The organism is Curtobacterium sp. 260 (genome assembly GCF_030803485.1).
Lineage (GTDB): Bacteria > Actinomycetota > Actinomycetes > Actinomycetales > Microbacteriaceae > Curtobacterium.
In genome coordinates, this window is sequence record NZ_JAURUY010000009.1 from 107279 (window position 1) to 121365 (window position 14087).

Here is a 14087-nt window from a genome sequence, read left to right on the forward strand (position 1 = left end):
GTAGGATCGGTCACGTCCCGACGACTGCGTCGGGCGCGAGGAGGGCGCATGCTGCTGGGTACCGACACCGAGCGCCGTGACGTCCCGGCGGACGACGCCACGGGTCCAGCGCCGGTGCTGCACCTCGTCGCGCCGAGCGCGACGGACGCCGCCACGTGCGCGTGCGGCCACCAGCGGGAGGCGCACGAGCACTACCGACGCGGCTCGGACTGCGCGCTCTGCGACTGCCCGCGCTTCCGTCGCCGGGGCTGACCGCCGCGCTCGAGCGGTACCGCGTGCGGGAAACCGCTGCATCCCCGCAGCCGCCCCGGCGGTTCCTTGTCGGGCTCCGGGGCCGGAGTTAGCGTCGCTCGCATGCCCACCCCCACCGCGGAGCTCGCCTGCGTCGTCCTCGCACACGAGGACCCGACCCAGGTCCGCCGACTCCTCGAGGCGCTGGACCCCTTCCCCGTCTTCCTGCACTGCGACGTCCGCACTCCGGACGCCGCGCACGACGCGATGACCGACGGGCTCCCGCCGCGCGTCCACCTGCTCGACCGCCGGCGCACCGGATGGGCGCGGTGGGAGAACGCAGCAGCGGAGCTCGCCGGGTACCGCGCCGCGCTCGCCGGGACGGATGCGAGCCACATCGCCGTCCTGACGGGGAGCGACTACCCGCTCGCCACCGCCGACGAGGTGCGCGCGGTGCTCGGGCGCCACCCCGGTCGTTCGTTCCTCGTCACCCACCCGCTCCCGCACCCGGACTGGCGCGGCGGGGGCTGGTCGCGGTTCCGCTACCGCCACTGGGCGTGGCGCAAGCACATGCTGCGGCTGCCGGTGCCGCGTCGGCTGCCGCGTGGGGTCGTCCTGACCGGTGGGTCCCAGGTGAAGCTGATCAGTCGCGAGCACGCGCAGGCCGTGGTCGACGTCGTGGACGCCCGCCCGGACCTCGTGCGCTTCTGGCGCCGCGTGTGGATCGCCGACGAGTCGCTCGTGGCCTCGATCCTGAACTCCCCCGCACTCGTCCCGGGGTTCGCCGACGAGCACCTCGAGCACCCGCTCTGGTACATCGGGTGGGACGGTACCCGGATGAAGAGCCCGCCGTGGCTCGGGACGCCGGACGCCGGACGCCTGCTGGAGCACTGGACCGGTCCGGACGACCAGCCGCCGTACCTGTTCGCGCGGAAGTTCTCCACGAGCCGCAGCGCCGACCTGCTCGACCTCGTCGACGCGGCCGTCGGCCTGCGGGCGCACCGTCCCGCCGGGGCCACCGCGCCGTGAGCGTCCCGTCCGACACCGGGAGTGCGACGCGGACGACGACGGTGCGGCGCGCCGGGCGGCACGTCGCCCGTACCCGCGACACCAGGAGCACCGCCGGCACGGACTCCGGCGGTCCGGACACCGGCAGCACCGCCGTCCGCACGGGTGCCTCGGCGCTCTTCGGCCGGGGCATGCTCTACGTGGTCGTCTGGTCCATGCAGCTGGTCGTCAGCTCGCTCGTCTCCCCCGTCCTCGCGCACCTGCTGCCGCCGTCGGAGTTCGGCGTGCTCGCGTCCGCCATCGCGCTCTTCCAGGCGCTCGGCGTCCTCGCCGTGGCCGGACTCGACCAGGCGGCGGTGCTGCAACGCGCCGAGGACGGCGACGACCGTCGGGCCCGCGGGCTCGTGCCGGTCGGTGCCGTCCTCGCGACCCTCGTCACGCTCGCGGCGCTGGGGTCGCTGCCGGCGTGGGGTGACGCGGCCGGCTTCGTCGGCGAGCACCCGCTCCTCCTGGTCGCGGTGCTCTGGACGCTGCCCGCGGCGGTCGTGCAGACGTCGCTGGCGCTCCTCGTGGCGCAGGACCGGATCCGCGTCTTCGCGGTCACCAGTCTGCTGTCGTCGGTGGGCGGCTCGGTCATCGGCCTCGGCCTCCTCGTGCTCGTGCACGCCGACGCGACCACCTACGCCTGGGGCGGCGTGGTCGCGCAGGGCGTGGCGATGGTGATCGGCGTCGTCGCCGTCCGCCCGCGCCTGCGGGGGCTGGTCGACCACGCGACGACGGCACGCGCCTTCCGGCTCGGCGTGCCGATCGCGCTGGGCAACCTGTCCTACTTCGTCCTGAACGCCGGGGACCGCATCGTCGTGCAGCGCCTCCTCGGACCCGACGAGGTGGCCCGCTACCAGATCGCCTACGTCGTCGGTTCGGCGGTCGTCCTGCTCCTGACCTTCACGAACAGCGCGTGGGCGCCGCACTTCGCCGCGCTCCGCGACGCCGCCGCACGACGGCGCCTCGCGATGCACGCGCGTGACGAGCTGTACCTGCTCCTCGCGCCGGTGCTCCTCGCCGTGACCCTCGTGTCGCCGGTCGCGCTCCCGGTGCTGGCACCGCCCTCGTACCGGGTCGAGGAGCTGTCGGTCGTGGTGTTCGTCGTCGCCCTGACGGCCTTCCCGGTCGTCGCGAGCGGCGCCACCGGACGACTGCTCGTCGTGGAGCGCCGCGGTGTCGCCGTCGGGGTGATCGCCGCCACCGCCGCCGCCGTGAACGTCGGCGCGAACCTGCTGCTCGTCCCACCGCTCGGCATCGCCGGCGCCGCGCTGTCCACGGTGCTGTCGTACGCGCTGCTCGCCGTGCTGCAGCAGGCCGCGCTGCGGGACCGGAGGCTGTGGCGTGGACCCGCCCGCCGGGTCCCCCTCGTCGTGGTGCCGGCCGTGCTCCTGGCTGCGGCCTCCCTGCTCGCCTCGCAGGACGCCGTCTGGGACGTCGTGCGCATCGTCGGCGTCGTCGCCTGCCTGCCCTGGTTCCTGCAGCGGCTCCGGGCGGCCCGCGGCGGCTCGCGCTGACCTGCACCCGCGCGCACCGACGCCCGCCCGGGCAGCACGCGCGCGGCCCCCGGTACCCGCTCGGGGTACCGGGGGCCTGCGTCTGCCGGGGTCAGACCGCGACGGGCTCCGGAGCCGGCGCCGCCGCCCGCACCACGACGGCGCCGAACGTCCGCCCGACCGCGTACCCGGTCACCGTGGCGACGACGCTCGTCACGATCGCGAGCGCACGGACACCACCACCACGGCCGACCGCCCCGAGCTCGCGCAGGAGCGCCCCCGGCAGCACCCGGGTCAGGTAGGTGCCCTCGCTCGAGAGCGAGTCCCGCGCACCGACCCGTCGGCTCAGGACGGCCTTCGAGATCCCCTCGTAGTAGCTGCGACGACGGACGTACCGCATCGACACCCGGTCGGCCGACACGCGGTGCGAGACGTTCGACCGCGGCTCGTAGCGGATCCGGGCCGCCGGGCGCATCTGGGCGATCCGGATGCAGAGCTCGGTCTCCTCGCAGCCCAGCGGCTGGTTGCCGACCCGACCGATGCCGGACCGGAACCCGCCCGCGGCGAGCAGGACGTCCCGTCGGAACGCCATGCTCGACCCGATCACGTTCCGGACGTCGCCGGCCTCGGTCGGCAGCCCGGTGTAGCTGCAGCCGACGATCCAGAGCAGCTCGTCCGGGAACGGTCCGGCACCGGTGGTGTCCGGCCACGACGGGGTCGCGCGGCCGCCGACCCCGACGACGTCGGGCAGCTCGAGGGACTCGACGAGGTGCATCAGCCAGTCCGGGTCGGCCGCGGCGTCGTCGTCGAGGAAGGCCACGACGTCGGACGCGGCGAGTGCCACGCCCGTGTTCCGGGCGCCGGACAGGCCGCGCTCCTCGGCGTTCGGGACGACCCGCAGTTCGGGCCACCTGGCCGCGGCGCGGAGCAGCAGCTCGGGCTCGTGGTCGATCACGACGACGACCTCGGTGGCCTCGGGCTGCCGCTTCGCCGACTCCACGGCTGCCTGCAGGTCGCCCCAGCGCTGCTGGGTGTAGGCGCAGATGACGACCGTGACCGTGGGCAGGCTCACGCGGCTTCCTCGTCGAGGACGGCCACCGGCTCCGCAACGGCGCGGGCGCGCACCGGCGCCGGCGCGAGACGAGCGCGGCCGGCGACCTCGCCGGCGCGACGACGCTCGTGCATGATCGAGGTGAGGACGCGGATCCCGTCGCTCACGGCGTTGAGGTTGCTCGTGCCGTGCACGCGGAGCTTCTCGTGGCTCGGGACCTCGGTGATCGCGAAGCCGGCAGCGGACCACCGGCACGTCAGGATCGTCTCGATCTCGAAGCCGTCACCCCACCGCATCGACCCGTCGGCGGGCTGCGGGAGCGTCGAGGACAGCAGACCGACCGTCGGCAGCGTGTCCGCCCAGAACGCGTTGTAGCCGTAGCAGAGATCCGTGTACCGCGCACCGAGCAGCAGGTTCGAGATGATGTTGAGCCCCTTGTTGCCGAGGCCCCGGATCACCGTGATGTCGTCGCTGCCGCCGCCGGGCGCGTACCGGGACCCCTTGGCGACGTCGGCACCGGCGACGAGGGCGTCGACGAAGCGCGGGATCTCGGCGGCGTCCGCGGAGCAGTCCGCGTCGAACATGACGACGACGTCGCCGGTGACCGCCTCGAATCCGCAGGCCAGTGCGTTGCCCTTGCCCTTCCGGGTCTGCTGCACGACCGTGATCGACGGCATCAGGCGCCGCGCGGTCGCGACGGTGTCGTCGACCGAGTTCCCGTCGACGAGGATCACCTCGTGCACGGGCGGCAGCATCGGCAGGATGATCTCGAGGTTGCGCGCCTCGTTGCGTGCGGGGATGACGACCGAGACACGGGGGTCTCGGGGTCGGACGGTGGTGCTCATGGTGCTCCTGTCGGGTTCAGGCTGCGTGGGTCGTGTCCCGTCGGTCCGGCGCTGGGTGGGCGCCGGTGGGACGTGTGGGGATGGTCCGTGGGGCGGGTGGGGTGCTCTCGCCGCGGGGACGGGGGTACGCCGTTCCCGCGGCCGTCCCACCTTCGTCCGCGCCGTGGTCACCGGTCAACGCGGCGCGGGGTGCGTTGCGGCAGCCGCGACCGCGCGTACGGTATCCCGCAAGCGGGTGCGGATCGTGCGGGTACGGCTCGTGCGGGCACGGCGGCCGGGAGGCACGTGCTGACGCTCCGACGCACCGCCCGACGCGCCACGTGGCGACCGGGAGGGGTCGGACGGGTGGACCGTTCGTCCGACGTCCCGCACGTGGTCGGGTCGCGGCGCGTGGTGCGGCCGCGCGACGGTCGCTGCGGTCCGGTACCGGGCCGGGCCGCAGCCCGCGGTGCGGGCGCACGGCGCGCCTCCCGGTCGGCACGCGGTCGGACCGCGTGCCGGATCAGGAGGTCCGGCGGGCGGCAGCCGAGCGGGCGCGCACCGTGCGACGGGACCGCGCGTAGCGACCGACACCCCGCAGCACGGCGCGGAGCTCGACGCCGCGCACCGCGGCGACCTCGCGGTCGAAGGCGCTGTCACCCGCTGCGGGGACGGTGTCGGAGCGCGCCGGCCCACTGGCGACGTCCGCTGCGGGGACCGCCGGCCCGGCGAGCAGGTGCCGGACCGCGCCGGGCGCGCGGACCAGCGCCATCCCGAGCGTCCGTGGCCGGAGGGCGGTCTTCGTCAGCCACGCCCCGAGCCCGGTGCCGTACCCGACCGCCTGGGTGCGGAGTGCGGCGACGTCGGCGCGGTGCCGGTGCCAGACCAGGGCGGAGGGCTCGACCGCGAGGGCCGCGCCGGAGAGCACCACGCGGGCGAAGACGTCGATGTCCTCGCCGCCGCCCGTGGCGGTGCCGACGCCGAGCGCCTCGTCGAAGCCCCCGAGCGCGAGCACCGCGTCACGGCGCATCGCGAAGTTCGCCCCGGTGCCGTAGTCGCCCACCGAGAACGGGAAGAGCGGCCGGTCCGCCGGCGGGGCGGTGAGTCGGAACACCCGCGGCGTGAGGTTCCGCGACCAGGTCACCCGTTCGTCGAACCAGCGCTGGGCCGGCGTGCGGAGCTCGCCGCTCGCCACGAGCCCGCTGACGCACACGACGTCCTCCCCGCGGGCGAAGCCGGACGCGAGGGCACGGAGCCACCCGCGGTCGACCACGACGTCGTCGTCGGTGAACGCGACGACCTCGCCACGGGCGGCGCGGACACCGGCGTTCCGCGCGCTGGACAGTCCGGGCGTCGGCTCGAGCACGTACCGGATGCGCGGGTCGGTGCCGGGCGCGGTGACGAGTCGACGGGTGGCGTCGTCGGACGGCGCGTTGTCGACCACGACGACCTCGAGGTCGGGGTGGTCGAGCGCGAGGACCGACCGCAGGGCGTCGGCGAGCTGGTCGGCGCGGTCGCGGGTGCAGAGCACGACGGTCGTGCTCGGGAGCCGCACCGGCACGGGCGGGTGCTCGGCCGGGGGCAGCGCGTCGACGGCCACGCGGAGCTCGGTGGCGTCGACCGCCCCGTCGGTGACGGGCAGGTCGACGAAGCCCCGGGGCGACGTGCCCGCACGGACGAGGAGCCGCGCCGTCCGGTGACCGGCAGCGTCCGCCAGCGGGATCGCGTCGTCGCCGTCGGGGACCTCGTGCGCGTCGACGGCGCCGACCCAGACCGCACCCGGCCAGGTGGGCGGCTCGGGGCTCGCCATCGTGCGCTCGAGCACGAGGCGGGACGACGACGGTCGCGGCGGCGTGGAGGTCATGGGACCACCGTCGTCGGGCCCGGCGGTGGCGTCAACGCGGTCGCGCGGAGCCTGCGGTTCCCCCGCAGGAGCGGACGCGACCGTGCGTGATGCCGCAATGCCGCAGGGCACCCGCACAACCCCGTCGGCACCCTCGTCGGTGGCGGTCGACGATGGTCGACTTGCCTCGACAGCCGGCACCCGACCCGAAGGAAACGCCCGATGCCCCTCACCACCGCGGTGGTCACCCCGTGACCGCGACTGCGCCGACGCGGGTGGAGCTCCGCCGGGCGCACCGGGTGCACCGGTCCCCGGTGCCGGCGGTCGCTGCCGCGGTGCTGGCGTTCGCGGCGACGGCGGTGCTGCTCACCGGGACGACCGGTCCGGTGCAGACCGCCGTGGTCCTGACGGCGCTCCTCGTCGTGCCCGGGACCGCCGTCGTCCGGCCCCTCCGTCTGACCGAGCCGGTGAGCCGGGCGGCGCTCGTCCTCGTCGCCGGCGCCGCGGTCGACACCGTCGTCGCCCTCGCCATGGTCTGGACCCAGCGCTGGGCCCCCGTCCCGGCGGCGGGCCTCGTCCTCGTCGTCAGCGGCTGGGCGGCGATGGCGCACGGGGTCGTCACGGCCCGGTCGTCCGACCGGGCGTCGGTGCAGCACGCCGTCCGCTCCGCCTGGACAGCACGCCGCGACGGTACGCTCGTCCGGCTCGCGGTCGGCGGCGGCGTGCTCGTCACGGGGGTCGCGCTCTGGGTCGTCGGCACGGCGCAGACCACCACGGGGGCGCTCGGCGAGTGGGGCCTGCTCACCGCCGTCCCCCCGGTGTGGTGGGTCGGTGCCGGTGCGGTCCTCGCGGTGGCCGTCGTCGCGCTGGTCGATCGTCGGTTCCCGGCCGCGCTCCGCACCGCCACCGCCGCCGTGCTCGTCGTGGTCGTGTACGGCACGGCGAACCTCGCGGCTGCCGAGCCCCGACCGCCCTGGGTCTTCAAGCACATCGCGGTGACCGCGTACATCCAGCAGCACGGCTCGGTCGACCCGGCGATCGACATCTACAACCGCTGGCCGGGCTTCTTCGCGGTGAGCGCCTTCCTCGGCTCCGTCACGGGGACCACGGACGCCGCCGCGCCGGTCCGCTTCGTGGAGGTCGCGTTCGCCCTGCTCGACGGTGCCCTCGTCCTCGGCATCGCCCGGGCGCTCGGGCTCCGGGGCCGCTGGGCGGTCACGGCCGCCGTGGTCTTCAGCGCCGCGAACTGGGTCGGTCAGGACTACTACTCACCGCAGGCGTTCGCGTTCGCGCTCTTCCTCGCCGTCGTGCTCGTCGTGCTCACCAGGCTGCGCAGCACCCCGAACGCGCTCGGGCGCGGGATCGTCGGTGTCGTCACCCGGCTGCTCCGGGCCCGCCGGGCACCGTTCGTGCCGACCGGTGGGACCGCCGCGGCCGTCGACCCCGGTACCGCGGCCACCCGCACCGCGACCGTCACCGCGGTGGTCCTGGTCGTGCTCCTCCAGGCGGTGATCACGGCGTCGCACCAGCTCACGCCGTACGTGCTCGTCGCCGCGTTCGTCCCGCTCGTCGTGATCGGTGTCGTCCGACCGTGGTGGACCGCGCTGCCCGTCGTCGCCGCACCGCTGCTCTACCTCCTGCCGAACCTCGACTACGTGCAGGAGAAGTTCGGCCTGACCACCGGGTTCGACCCGGTGAGCAACGCCACGGCCGCCTCGACGTCGATCGCGATCCCGTCGCTCGCGACCACCCTGCAGAGCCGCGGGGTGCTCGCCCTCACCGCCCTGGTCGCGGTCGTCGCCCTGGTCGGCATCGTGCGGACGGTGCGTGCCGGTCACGGCCACCGGGCGCTGCTCGTGCTCTGGCTCGCCGCGTGCCCGGTCGTGCTCGTCCTCGGGCAGAGCTACGGTGGTGAGGGCAGGTTCCGCGTCGTGCTCTTCTCGGCGCCCTTCCTGGCGATCGCCGCCGTCCACGCGCTGCACGGGCGTCGGCTCCGTCTCCTGCTCACCGGCGCACTGGTCGGCGTCACGACGCTGCTCTTCGTCGCGACGACGTTCCAGGCCGAGCAGGCGAACCGGACGCCGGCCGGCGAGGTCCTGGCGGCGCGGTGGCTGGACGGCCGCTTCACGGCGGACGACACCCTGACGACCGTCGGCGGCTTCCCTGCCGTCATCGGCGCCGGGTACCCCGCGTACCTGCAGCGCTGGGGCCAGGTGCAGTCGCTGGGCGACCTCACGCAGTGGTACCCGGACGGCATCACGCCGGCCGACCTCGACGAGTCGCTCGCGGACCGGGCGCACGGTGGGGACGCGTGGCTGGTGTTCTCCGACGCCGAACGCGCGGACGTGGTCGCCCGCGGCACCGCGACGGGCGCGGCGGTCGACGCCCTCGAACGTTCGGCAGCGGATCGCGGGACGCTGCGCTACGACCGCGACGGTGTCCGGATCTACGAGGTCGCCCGTGCGGCGTGAGCCCGCGACCCCCGGCCCTGGCCCCACACGGCGCGACGTGCTGCGCCGCGCTGCGGTCGTCGCGGGACTCGTCGGCGCCGCGGCGCTGACCGGCACCGTGGCCGTCGTCCTGCCGACGGCGATGCGCCGGGCCGACCGTGCCGTGGCCGCGGAGATGCCCACGGGGACGGTCGAGTCGGGCGGGGTCCGCTGGGTCCCGTACCTCGCCGAGGACTTCGACCGCGACGCCGCCCACGGCGACCTGCTCGCGGTCTACCCGGCGATGGCCGAGTACCGCGGGTTCCGCGACACCTCGGGCAAGGGGATCTACCACCCGGACGAGGTCGTCTCGGTCCACGACTCGACGCTCGACTTCCACCTGCGGACCGAGGACGGTCAGCCACTCGTCGCGGCCGTGCTGCCCGCGGGCTACCGGTCGTACACGCACCAGCGCGTCTCGATCCGCTACCGGGCGGGTGACGCCCCCGGCTACAAGTTCGTGATGCTCCTATGGCCGCTGTCGGGCGACTGGAACGAGGGCGAGATCGACTGGCCGGAGGGCGACCTGGGCGGCGACGTCCGCCCGGTGTCGGCGGTGCCGGGCAGCTTCGACGCCGCGGACCGCACCATGCGGTTCCTGCCGGAGGACGCTCCGACGGTGCCGGGCGGCCAGGAGGACTGGCACGTCGCCACCGTCGAGTGGACCGCCGACGTCGTGCGCTTCTGGTGGGACGGTGCACTCGTCGCCTCGACGGCGGGCGCCGTGCCGAGGGTGCCGATGCGCGTCACCCTGCAGGCCGAGACCGCGATCGGCGACGCCCGTGTGCCGGCGGGCTCCGAAGGGCACGTGCTCGTCGACTGGGTCGTGGCGTACCGCGCGGCCGACTGACGCCGAGCGGGCTCCTGCCCGGACGCCGACGACCTCCCGGATCGGGCCCCCGGTGTCGATCCGGGCGTTCCGGGCGTTCCGTGTCCGTTCCGGGCGTTCCGTGTCCGTTCGCGCGCCCGGTATTGATTCGGGCGTTCCGTGTCCGTTCGCGCGCCCGGTGTTGATTCGGGCGTTCCGTGTCGATCCGGGCGTGTCTCCTCGTACGAGGCGCCCGGGAACGGGAAAAGCCCCCGGGATCTCCCGGGGGCTTTTCCTTCGAGCTGGGGTACCTGGACTCGAACCAAGAACGACGGTACCAGAAACCGCTGTGTTGCCAATTACACCATACCCCAAAAGGCCTGTTGGCCTTCCGTTCCCCGTTGTCCGGGGCACGATCAACTACTGTACAGCATCCCGGAGGTCCTCGAGACCACCCACCAGGTCCCGGTGCACCGCGGCTGCCGTCGACGCCCCGTGACCGGCCGCCACGACGAGCTGCTCGGGACCCGGCGGGGTGACGTCCCCGACGGCGTACAGCCCGGGTACCCGGGTCCGACCGACGCGGTCCACGCGGAGGAGCCCGTCGGCGTCCCGGTCCGCCGGCGCGTCGAGCCAGTCGAGGTCGGCGTGCCACAGGGGTCGCACGAACGCTCCGGTGTGCGGCCGCACGTCGCCGTCCGCCAGGCGGACACCGGTGAGGCCGTCCCGCCCGCCCTCGAGGTCGGCCACGGGCCGTTCGTCGACCGTCACGCCCGCCGCCGACAGTCGCGCACGGCCCGCATCGTCGAGCACCGCGGCACCGTTCGTGTAGACCACCAGGTCGTCGGTCCACGAACCGACGAGCAACGCGCGGTCCACCACGTCTGGCGTCTCGCACAGGAACGCGAGGGGCTGCCCTGCGTGCTCGTACCCGTCGCACTCGACGCAGCTGTGCACCGACGTGCCGTAGAGGGCTCGCAGGGACGGCAGCGCCGGGAACTCCTCCCGGAGCCCCGTCGCGACCACGACGGCCCGCGCGCGGGCCCGCAGCTCGGTCCCGCGGGAGGAACCGTGCACCGACCAGCCGTCACCGTCGCGGGCCACGTGATCGACGACCGACTGCACGACGGTCGCCTCCGGGTAGGACTCGACCTCGACCCGGCCGAGCTTCCGGAGCTCGAGCGGCGAGATCCCGTCGCGCGTGACGAAGCCGTGCGAACGGAGTGTGGCAGCGTTGCGCGGTCGGTTCGCGTCGACGAGCAGCACCGTGCGCCGAGCGCGGACCAGGTTGAGCGCAGCGCTCAGCCCGGCCGGACCGGCACCGATCACCGCGACGTCGACGGACAGGACGTCGCCGTCCCGCGCACCCGGAGTCGTCACCACGACGGTGTCAGCGGTCCGCGAGTCGGCGGAGACGGGTGAGTGTGGACCCCTTGCCGAGGATCTCCATGGACTCGAACAGCGGCGGGCTGATCCGGCGCCCGGACACGGCGACGCGGAGCGGTCCGAACGCCACGCGCGGCTTGAGGCCCATGCCGTCGATGAGGGAGGAGCGCAGGGCTGCCTCGATCGACCCGGTCGTCCAGTCCTCGACGCCCTCGAGCGCGGTGACCCCGGCGTGGAGCACGTCCCCGGCGTCATCCTTCAGCGTGGCGCGGGCGTCGTCCTCGACCACGAGCTCGTCGTCGGTCGTGAACAGGAAGCCGAGCATCGCCGGAGCCTCGCCGAGGAGCTGCATGCGCTCCTGGACCAGCGGGGCCGCCGCCGCGAGCACCCGCTCCTGCTCGGCGGTCGGCGGCACCGACACGAAGTCCGTCAGGTACGGCAGCAGGCGTCCGCGGAAGTCGTCGGCGTCGAGCAGACGGATGTGGTCACCGTTGATCGCCTCGGCCTTCTTGTGGTCGAAGCGGGCGGGGTTCGGGTTCACGTCGACGACGTCGAACGCGGCGACCATCTCGTCCGACGAGAAGACGTCGCGGTCCGGGCCGATCGACCAGCCGAGCAGCGCGAGGTAGTTGAGGAGCCCCTCCGGCACCATGCCGGCGGCACGGTGGTGGAACAGGTTCGACTCGGGGTCGCGCTTCGAGAGCTTCTTGTTGCCCTCCCCCGTGACGTACGGCAGGTGACCGAAGCGCGGGACGACGTCGGTGATGCCGACCTCGACGAGCGCCTCGTACAGCGCGATCTGCCGCGGGGTCGACGACAGCAGGTCCTCGCCGCGCAGCACGTGGGTGATCCCCATCAGGGCGTCGTCGACCGGGTTCGTGAACGTGTACAGCGGCTTGCCGTTGGGGCGGACCACCACGAAGTCCGGGAAGGTGCCCTGCTTGAAGGTGATCTCGCCGCGCACCAGGTCGTCGAAGCTGAGGTCGCGGTCGGGCACGCGCAACCGCAGCGCCGGCTGCCGTCCCTCGTCGCGGAACGCCTGGCGCTCGGCCTCGGTCAGGTCGCGCTCGTGGTTGTCGTACCCCTGCTTCGGGTCGCGACCGGCGGCCGTGTTCCGGGCCTCCATCTCCTCCGGAGTCACGTACGACTCGTAGACGTGGCCGGACGCTCGCAGCTTCGCGATGACGTCCTCGTACACGTCCGCGCGCTCCGACTGGCGGTACGGACCGTGCGGACCGCCCACCTCGACGCCCTCGTCCCAGTCGAGCCGGAGCCACCGGAGCGCGTCGAGGATCTGCTCGTAGGACTCCTCGCTGTCGCGCGCGGCGTCGGTGTCCTCGATGCGGAACACGAGCTTGCCGCCGGTGTGGCGCGCGTAAGCCCAGTTGAACAGGGCCGTCCGGATGAGCCCCACGTGCGGGGTCCCGGTCGGGCTCGGGCAGAAACGGACTCGGACGTCGGAGCCGGTGGCAGTGGTGAACGGTGCAGTCATGACCACACGATCCTACCGGCGCGCCACGCTGCCCGACCTGCGGTGGCGGTGTGCGGGTCGGCCCGGAAACGCAGGAAACCCCTGACCGATCACGGTCAGGGGTTTCCTGGTGTTGCTGAAGTTGAGTCCGGCGGCGTCCTACTCTCCCACAAGGTCCCCCTTGCAGTACCATCGGCGCTGAGAGGCTTAGCTTCCGGGTTCGGAATGTGACCGGGCGTTTCCCTCTCGCTATGACCACCGGAACACTGTCGACCCAGATCCTGGATCAAACCATTGTTCCTTCAGAGCATTGCTGAAGTATTCAGTTTGATTCCCGATCGTCTGTCGGGAACCACAAAGTGGACGCGAGCCCGCCACCCACGAGGGGTGACGGTAAAAGTTGTGTTGTCAAGTCTTCGGCTTATTAGTACCGGTCAGCTCCACGGGTCGTTAGTCCCCGCTTCCACATCCGGCCTATCAACCCAGTAGTCTGCTGGGAGCCTCTCACACTCAAGGTGCATGGAAATCTCATCTCGAAGACGGCTTCCCGCTTAGATGCTTTCAGCGGTTATCCGGTCCGAACGTAGCTAATCAGCGGTGCCCTTGGCAGAACAACTGACACACCAGAGGTTCGTCCATCCCGGTCCTCTCGTACTAGGGATAGATCTTCTCAAATTTCCAACGCGCGCAGCGGATAGGGACCGAACTGTCTCACGACGTTCTAAACCCAGCTCGCGTACCGCTTTAATGGGCGAACAGCCCAACCCTTGGGACCTACTCCAGCCCCAGGATGCGACGAGCCGACATCGAGGTGCCAAACCATGCCGTCGATATGGACTCTTGGGCAAGATCAGCCTGTTATCCCCGAGGTACCTTTTATCCGTTGAGCGACAGCGCTTCCACAAGCCACTGCCGGATCACTAGTCCCGACTTTCGTCCCTGCTCGACCTGTCAGTCTCACAGTCAAGCTCCCTTGTGCACTTACACTCGCCACCTGATTGCCAACCAGGTTGAGGGAACCTTTGGGCGCCTCCGTTACTCTTTGGGAGGCAACCGCCCCAGTTAAACTACCCATCAGGCACTGTCCATGAACCCGATCAGGGTCCTACGTTAGACATCCAAAGTGACCAGAGTGGTATTTCAACAATGACTCCACGAACACTAGCGTGCCCGCTTCACAGTCTCCCACCTATCCTACACAAGCCACTCCGAACACCAATACCAAACTGTAGTAAAGGTCACGGGGTCTTTCCGTCCTGCTGCGCGTAACGAGCATCTTTACTCGTAGTGCAATTTCGCCGAGTTCGCGGTTGAGACAGCTGGGAAGTCGTTACGCCATTCGTGCAGGTCGGAACTTACCCGACAAGGAATTTCGCTACCTTAGGATGGTTATAGTTACCACCGCCGTTTACTGGGGCTTAAATTCAGAGCTTCGCCC

General features: G+C 72.4%; 10 protein-coding genes, 1 tRNA gene and 2 rRNA genes. 5 read left to right on the forward strand and 8 right to left on the reverse strand.

Annotated features, from left to right (window positions below; genetic code table 11):
- Positions 1 to 48 precede the first annotated feature (48 nt).
- The 3 genes from J2X59_RS11640 (at position 49) to J2X59_RS11650 (ending at position 2798) form a co-directional block, all read left to right on the forward strand.
- Positions 49 to 252: a hypothetical protein gene (locus J2X59_RS11640; RefSeq protein WP_066654886.1), complete on the forward strand. Its 204-nt coding sequence runs from the start codon at positions 49 to 51 to the stop codon at positions 250 to 252.
- A 102-nt stretch (positions 253 to 354) separates the two neighbouring features.
- Positions 355 to 1260: a beta-1,6-N-acetylglucosaminyltransferase gene (locus J2X59_RS11645; RefSeq protein WP_066654888.1), complete on the forward strand. Its 906-nt coding sequence runs from the start codon at positions 355 to 357 to the stop codon at positions 1258 to 1260.
- A complete protein-coding gene (locus tag J2X59_RS11650; RefSeq protein WP_326496773.1) occupies positions 1257 to 2798 on the forward strand; it encodes a lipopolysaccharide biosynthesis protein in 1542 nt (513 codons plus the stop codon). The genes J2X59_RS11645 and J2X59_RS11650 overlap by 4 nt, the downstream gene beginning before the upstream one ends.
- A 91-nt stretch (positions 2799 to 2889) precedes the next feature.
- Here the strand turns inward: J2X59_RS11650 and J2X59_RS11655 are convergent, their stop codons facing one another.
- From J2X59_RS11655 to J2X59_RS11665, 3 genes are all read right to left on the reverse strand, one after another.
- On the reverse strand, positions 2890 to 3849 hold the full coding sequence (locus J2X59_RS11655; protein ID WP_326496774.1) for a glycosyltransferase family 2 protein: 960 nt from the start codon (positions 3847 to 3849) through the stop codon (positions 2890 to 2892).
- Entirely contained in the window at positions 3846 to 4673 is an 828-nt protein-coding gene (locus J2X59_RS11660) for a glycosyltransferase family 2 protein (RefSeq protein ID WP_326496775.1), read from the reverse strand. Before J2X59_RS11660 ends, J2X59_RS11655 begins: the two co-directional genes overlap by 4 nt.
- A 502-nt stretch (positions 4674 to 5175) precedes the next feature.
- On the reverse strand, positions 5176 to 6516 hold the full coding sequence (locus tag J2X59_RS11665; RefSeq protein ID WP_326496776.1) for a glycosyltransferase: 1341 nt from the start codon (positions 6514 to 6516) through the stop codon (positions 5176 to 5178).
- A 230-nt stretch (positions 6517 to 6746) separates the two neighbouring features.
- Between J2X59_RS11665 and J2X59_RS11670 the strand changes: the two genes are divergently transcribed.
- Together J2X59_RS11670 and J2X59_RS11675 are read left to right on the forward strand one after the other, a co-directional pair.
- Positions 6747 to 8966, forward strand: coding sequence for a hypothetical protein (locus tag J2X59_RS11670; protein ID WP_326496777.1), 2220 nt, complete (start codon positions 6747 to 6749; stop codon positions 8964 to 8966).
- Positions 8956 to 9834 carry a glycoside hydrolase family 16 protein gene (locus J2X59_RS11675; protein ID WP_326496778.1) on the forward strand — a complete coding sequence of 293 codons (879 nt, stop codon included), beginning with the start codon at positions 8956 to 8958 and terminating at the stop codon, positions 9832 to 9834. The genes J2X59_RS11670 and J2X59_RS11675 overlap by 11 nt, the downstream gene beginning before the upstream one ends.
- Positions 9835 to 10094: 260 nt before the next feature.
- Here the strand turns inward: J2X59_RS11675 and J2X59_RS11680 are convergent.
- The 5 genes from J2X59_RS11680 to J2X59_RS11700 form a co-directional block, all read right to left on the reverse strand.
- Positions 10095 to 10166 (reverse strand) — tRNA-Gln (locus J2X59_RS11680).
- Between the two features lie 46 nt (positions 10167 to 10212).
- On the reverse strand, positions 10213 to 11172 hold the full coding sequence (locus J2X59_RS11685; RefSeq protein ID WP_326496779.1) for an NAD(P)/FAD-dependent oxidoreductase: 960 nt from the start codon (positions 11170 to 11172) through the stop codon (positions 10213 to 10215).
- Between the two features lie 10 nt (positions 11173 to 11182).
- The gene (gene gltX, locus J2X59_RS11690) at positions 11183 to 12670 is read right to left on the reverse strand and encodes a glutamate--tRNA ligase (RefSeq protein ID WP_326496780.1); all 1488 of its coding nucleotides are present in this window, start codon (positions 12668 to 12670) and stop codon (positions 11183 to 11185) included.
- A gap of 125 nt (positions 12671 to 12795) precedes the next feature.
- Positions 12796 to 12912, reverse strand: a 5S ribosomal RNA gene (rrf, locus tag J2X59_RS11695).
- Positions 12913 to 13053: 141 nt separating this feature from the next.
- Positions 13054 to 14087, reverse strand: a 23S ribosomal RNA gene (locus J2X59_RS11700); the annotation flags it as partial.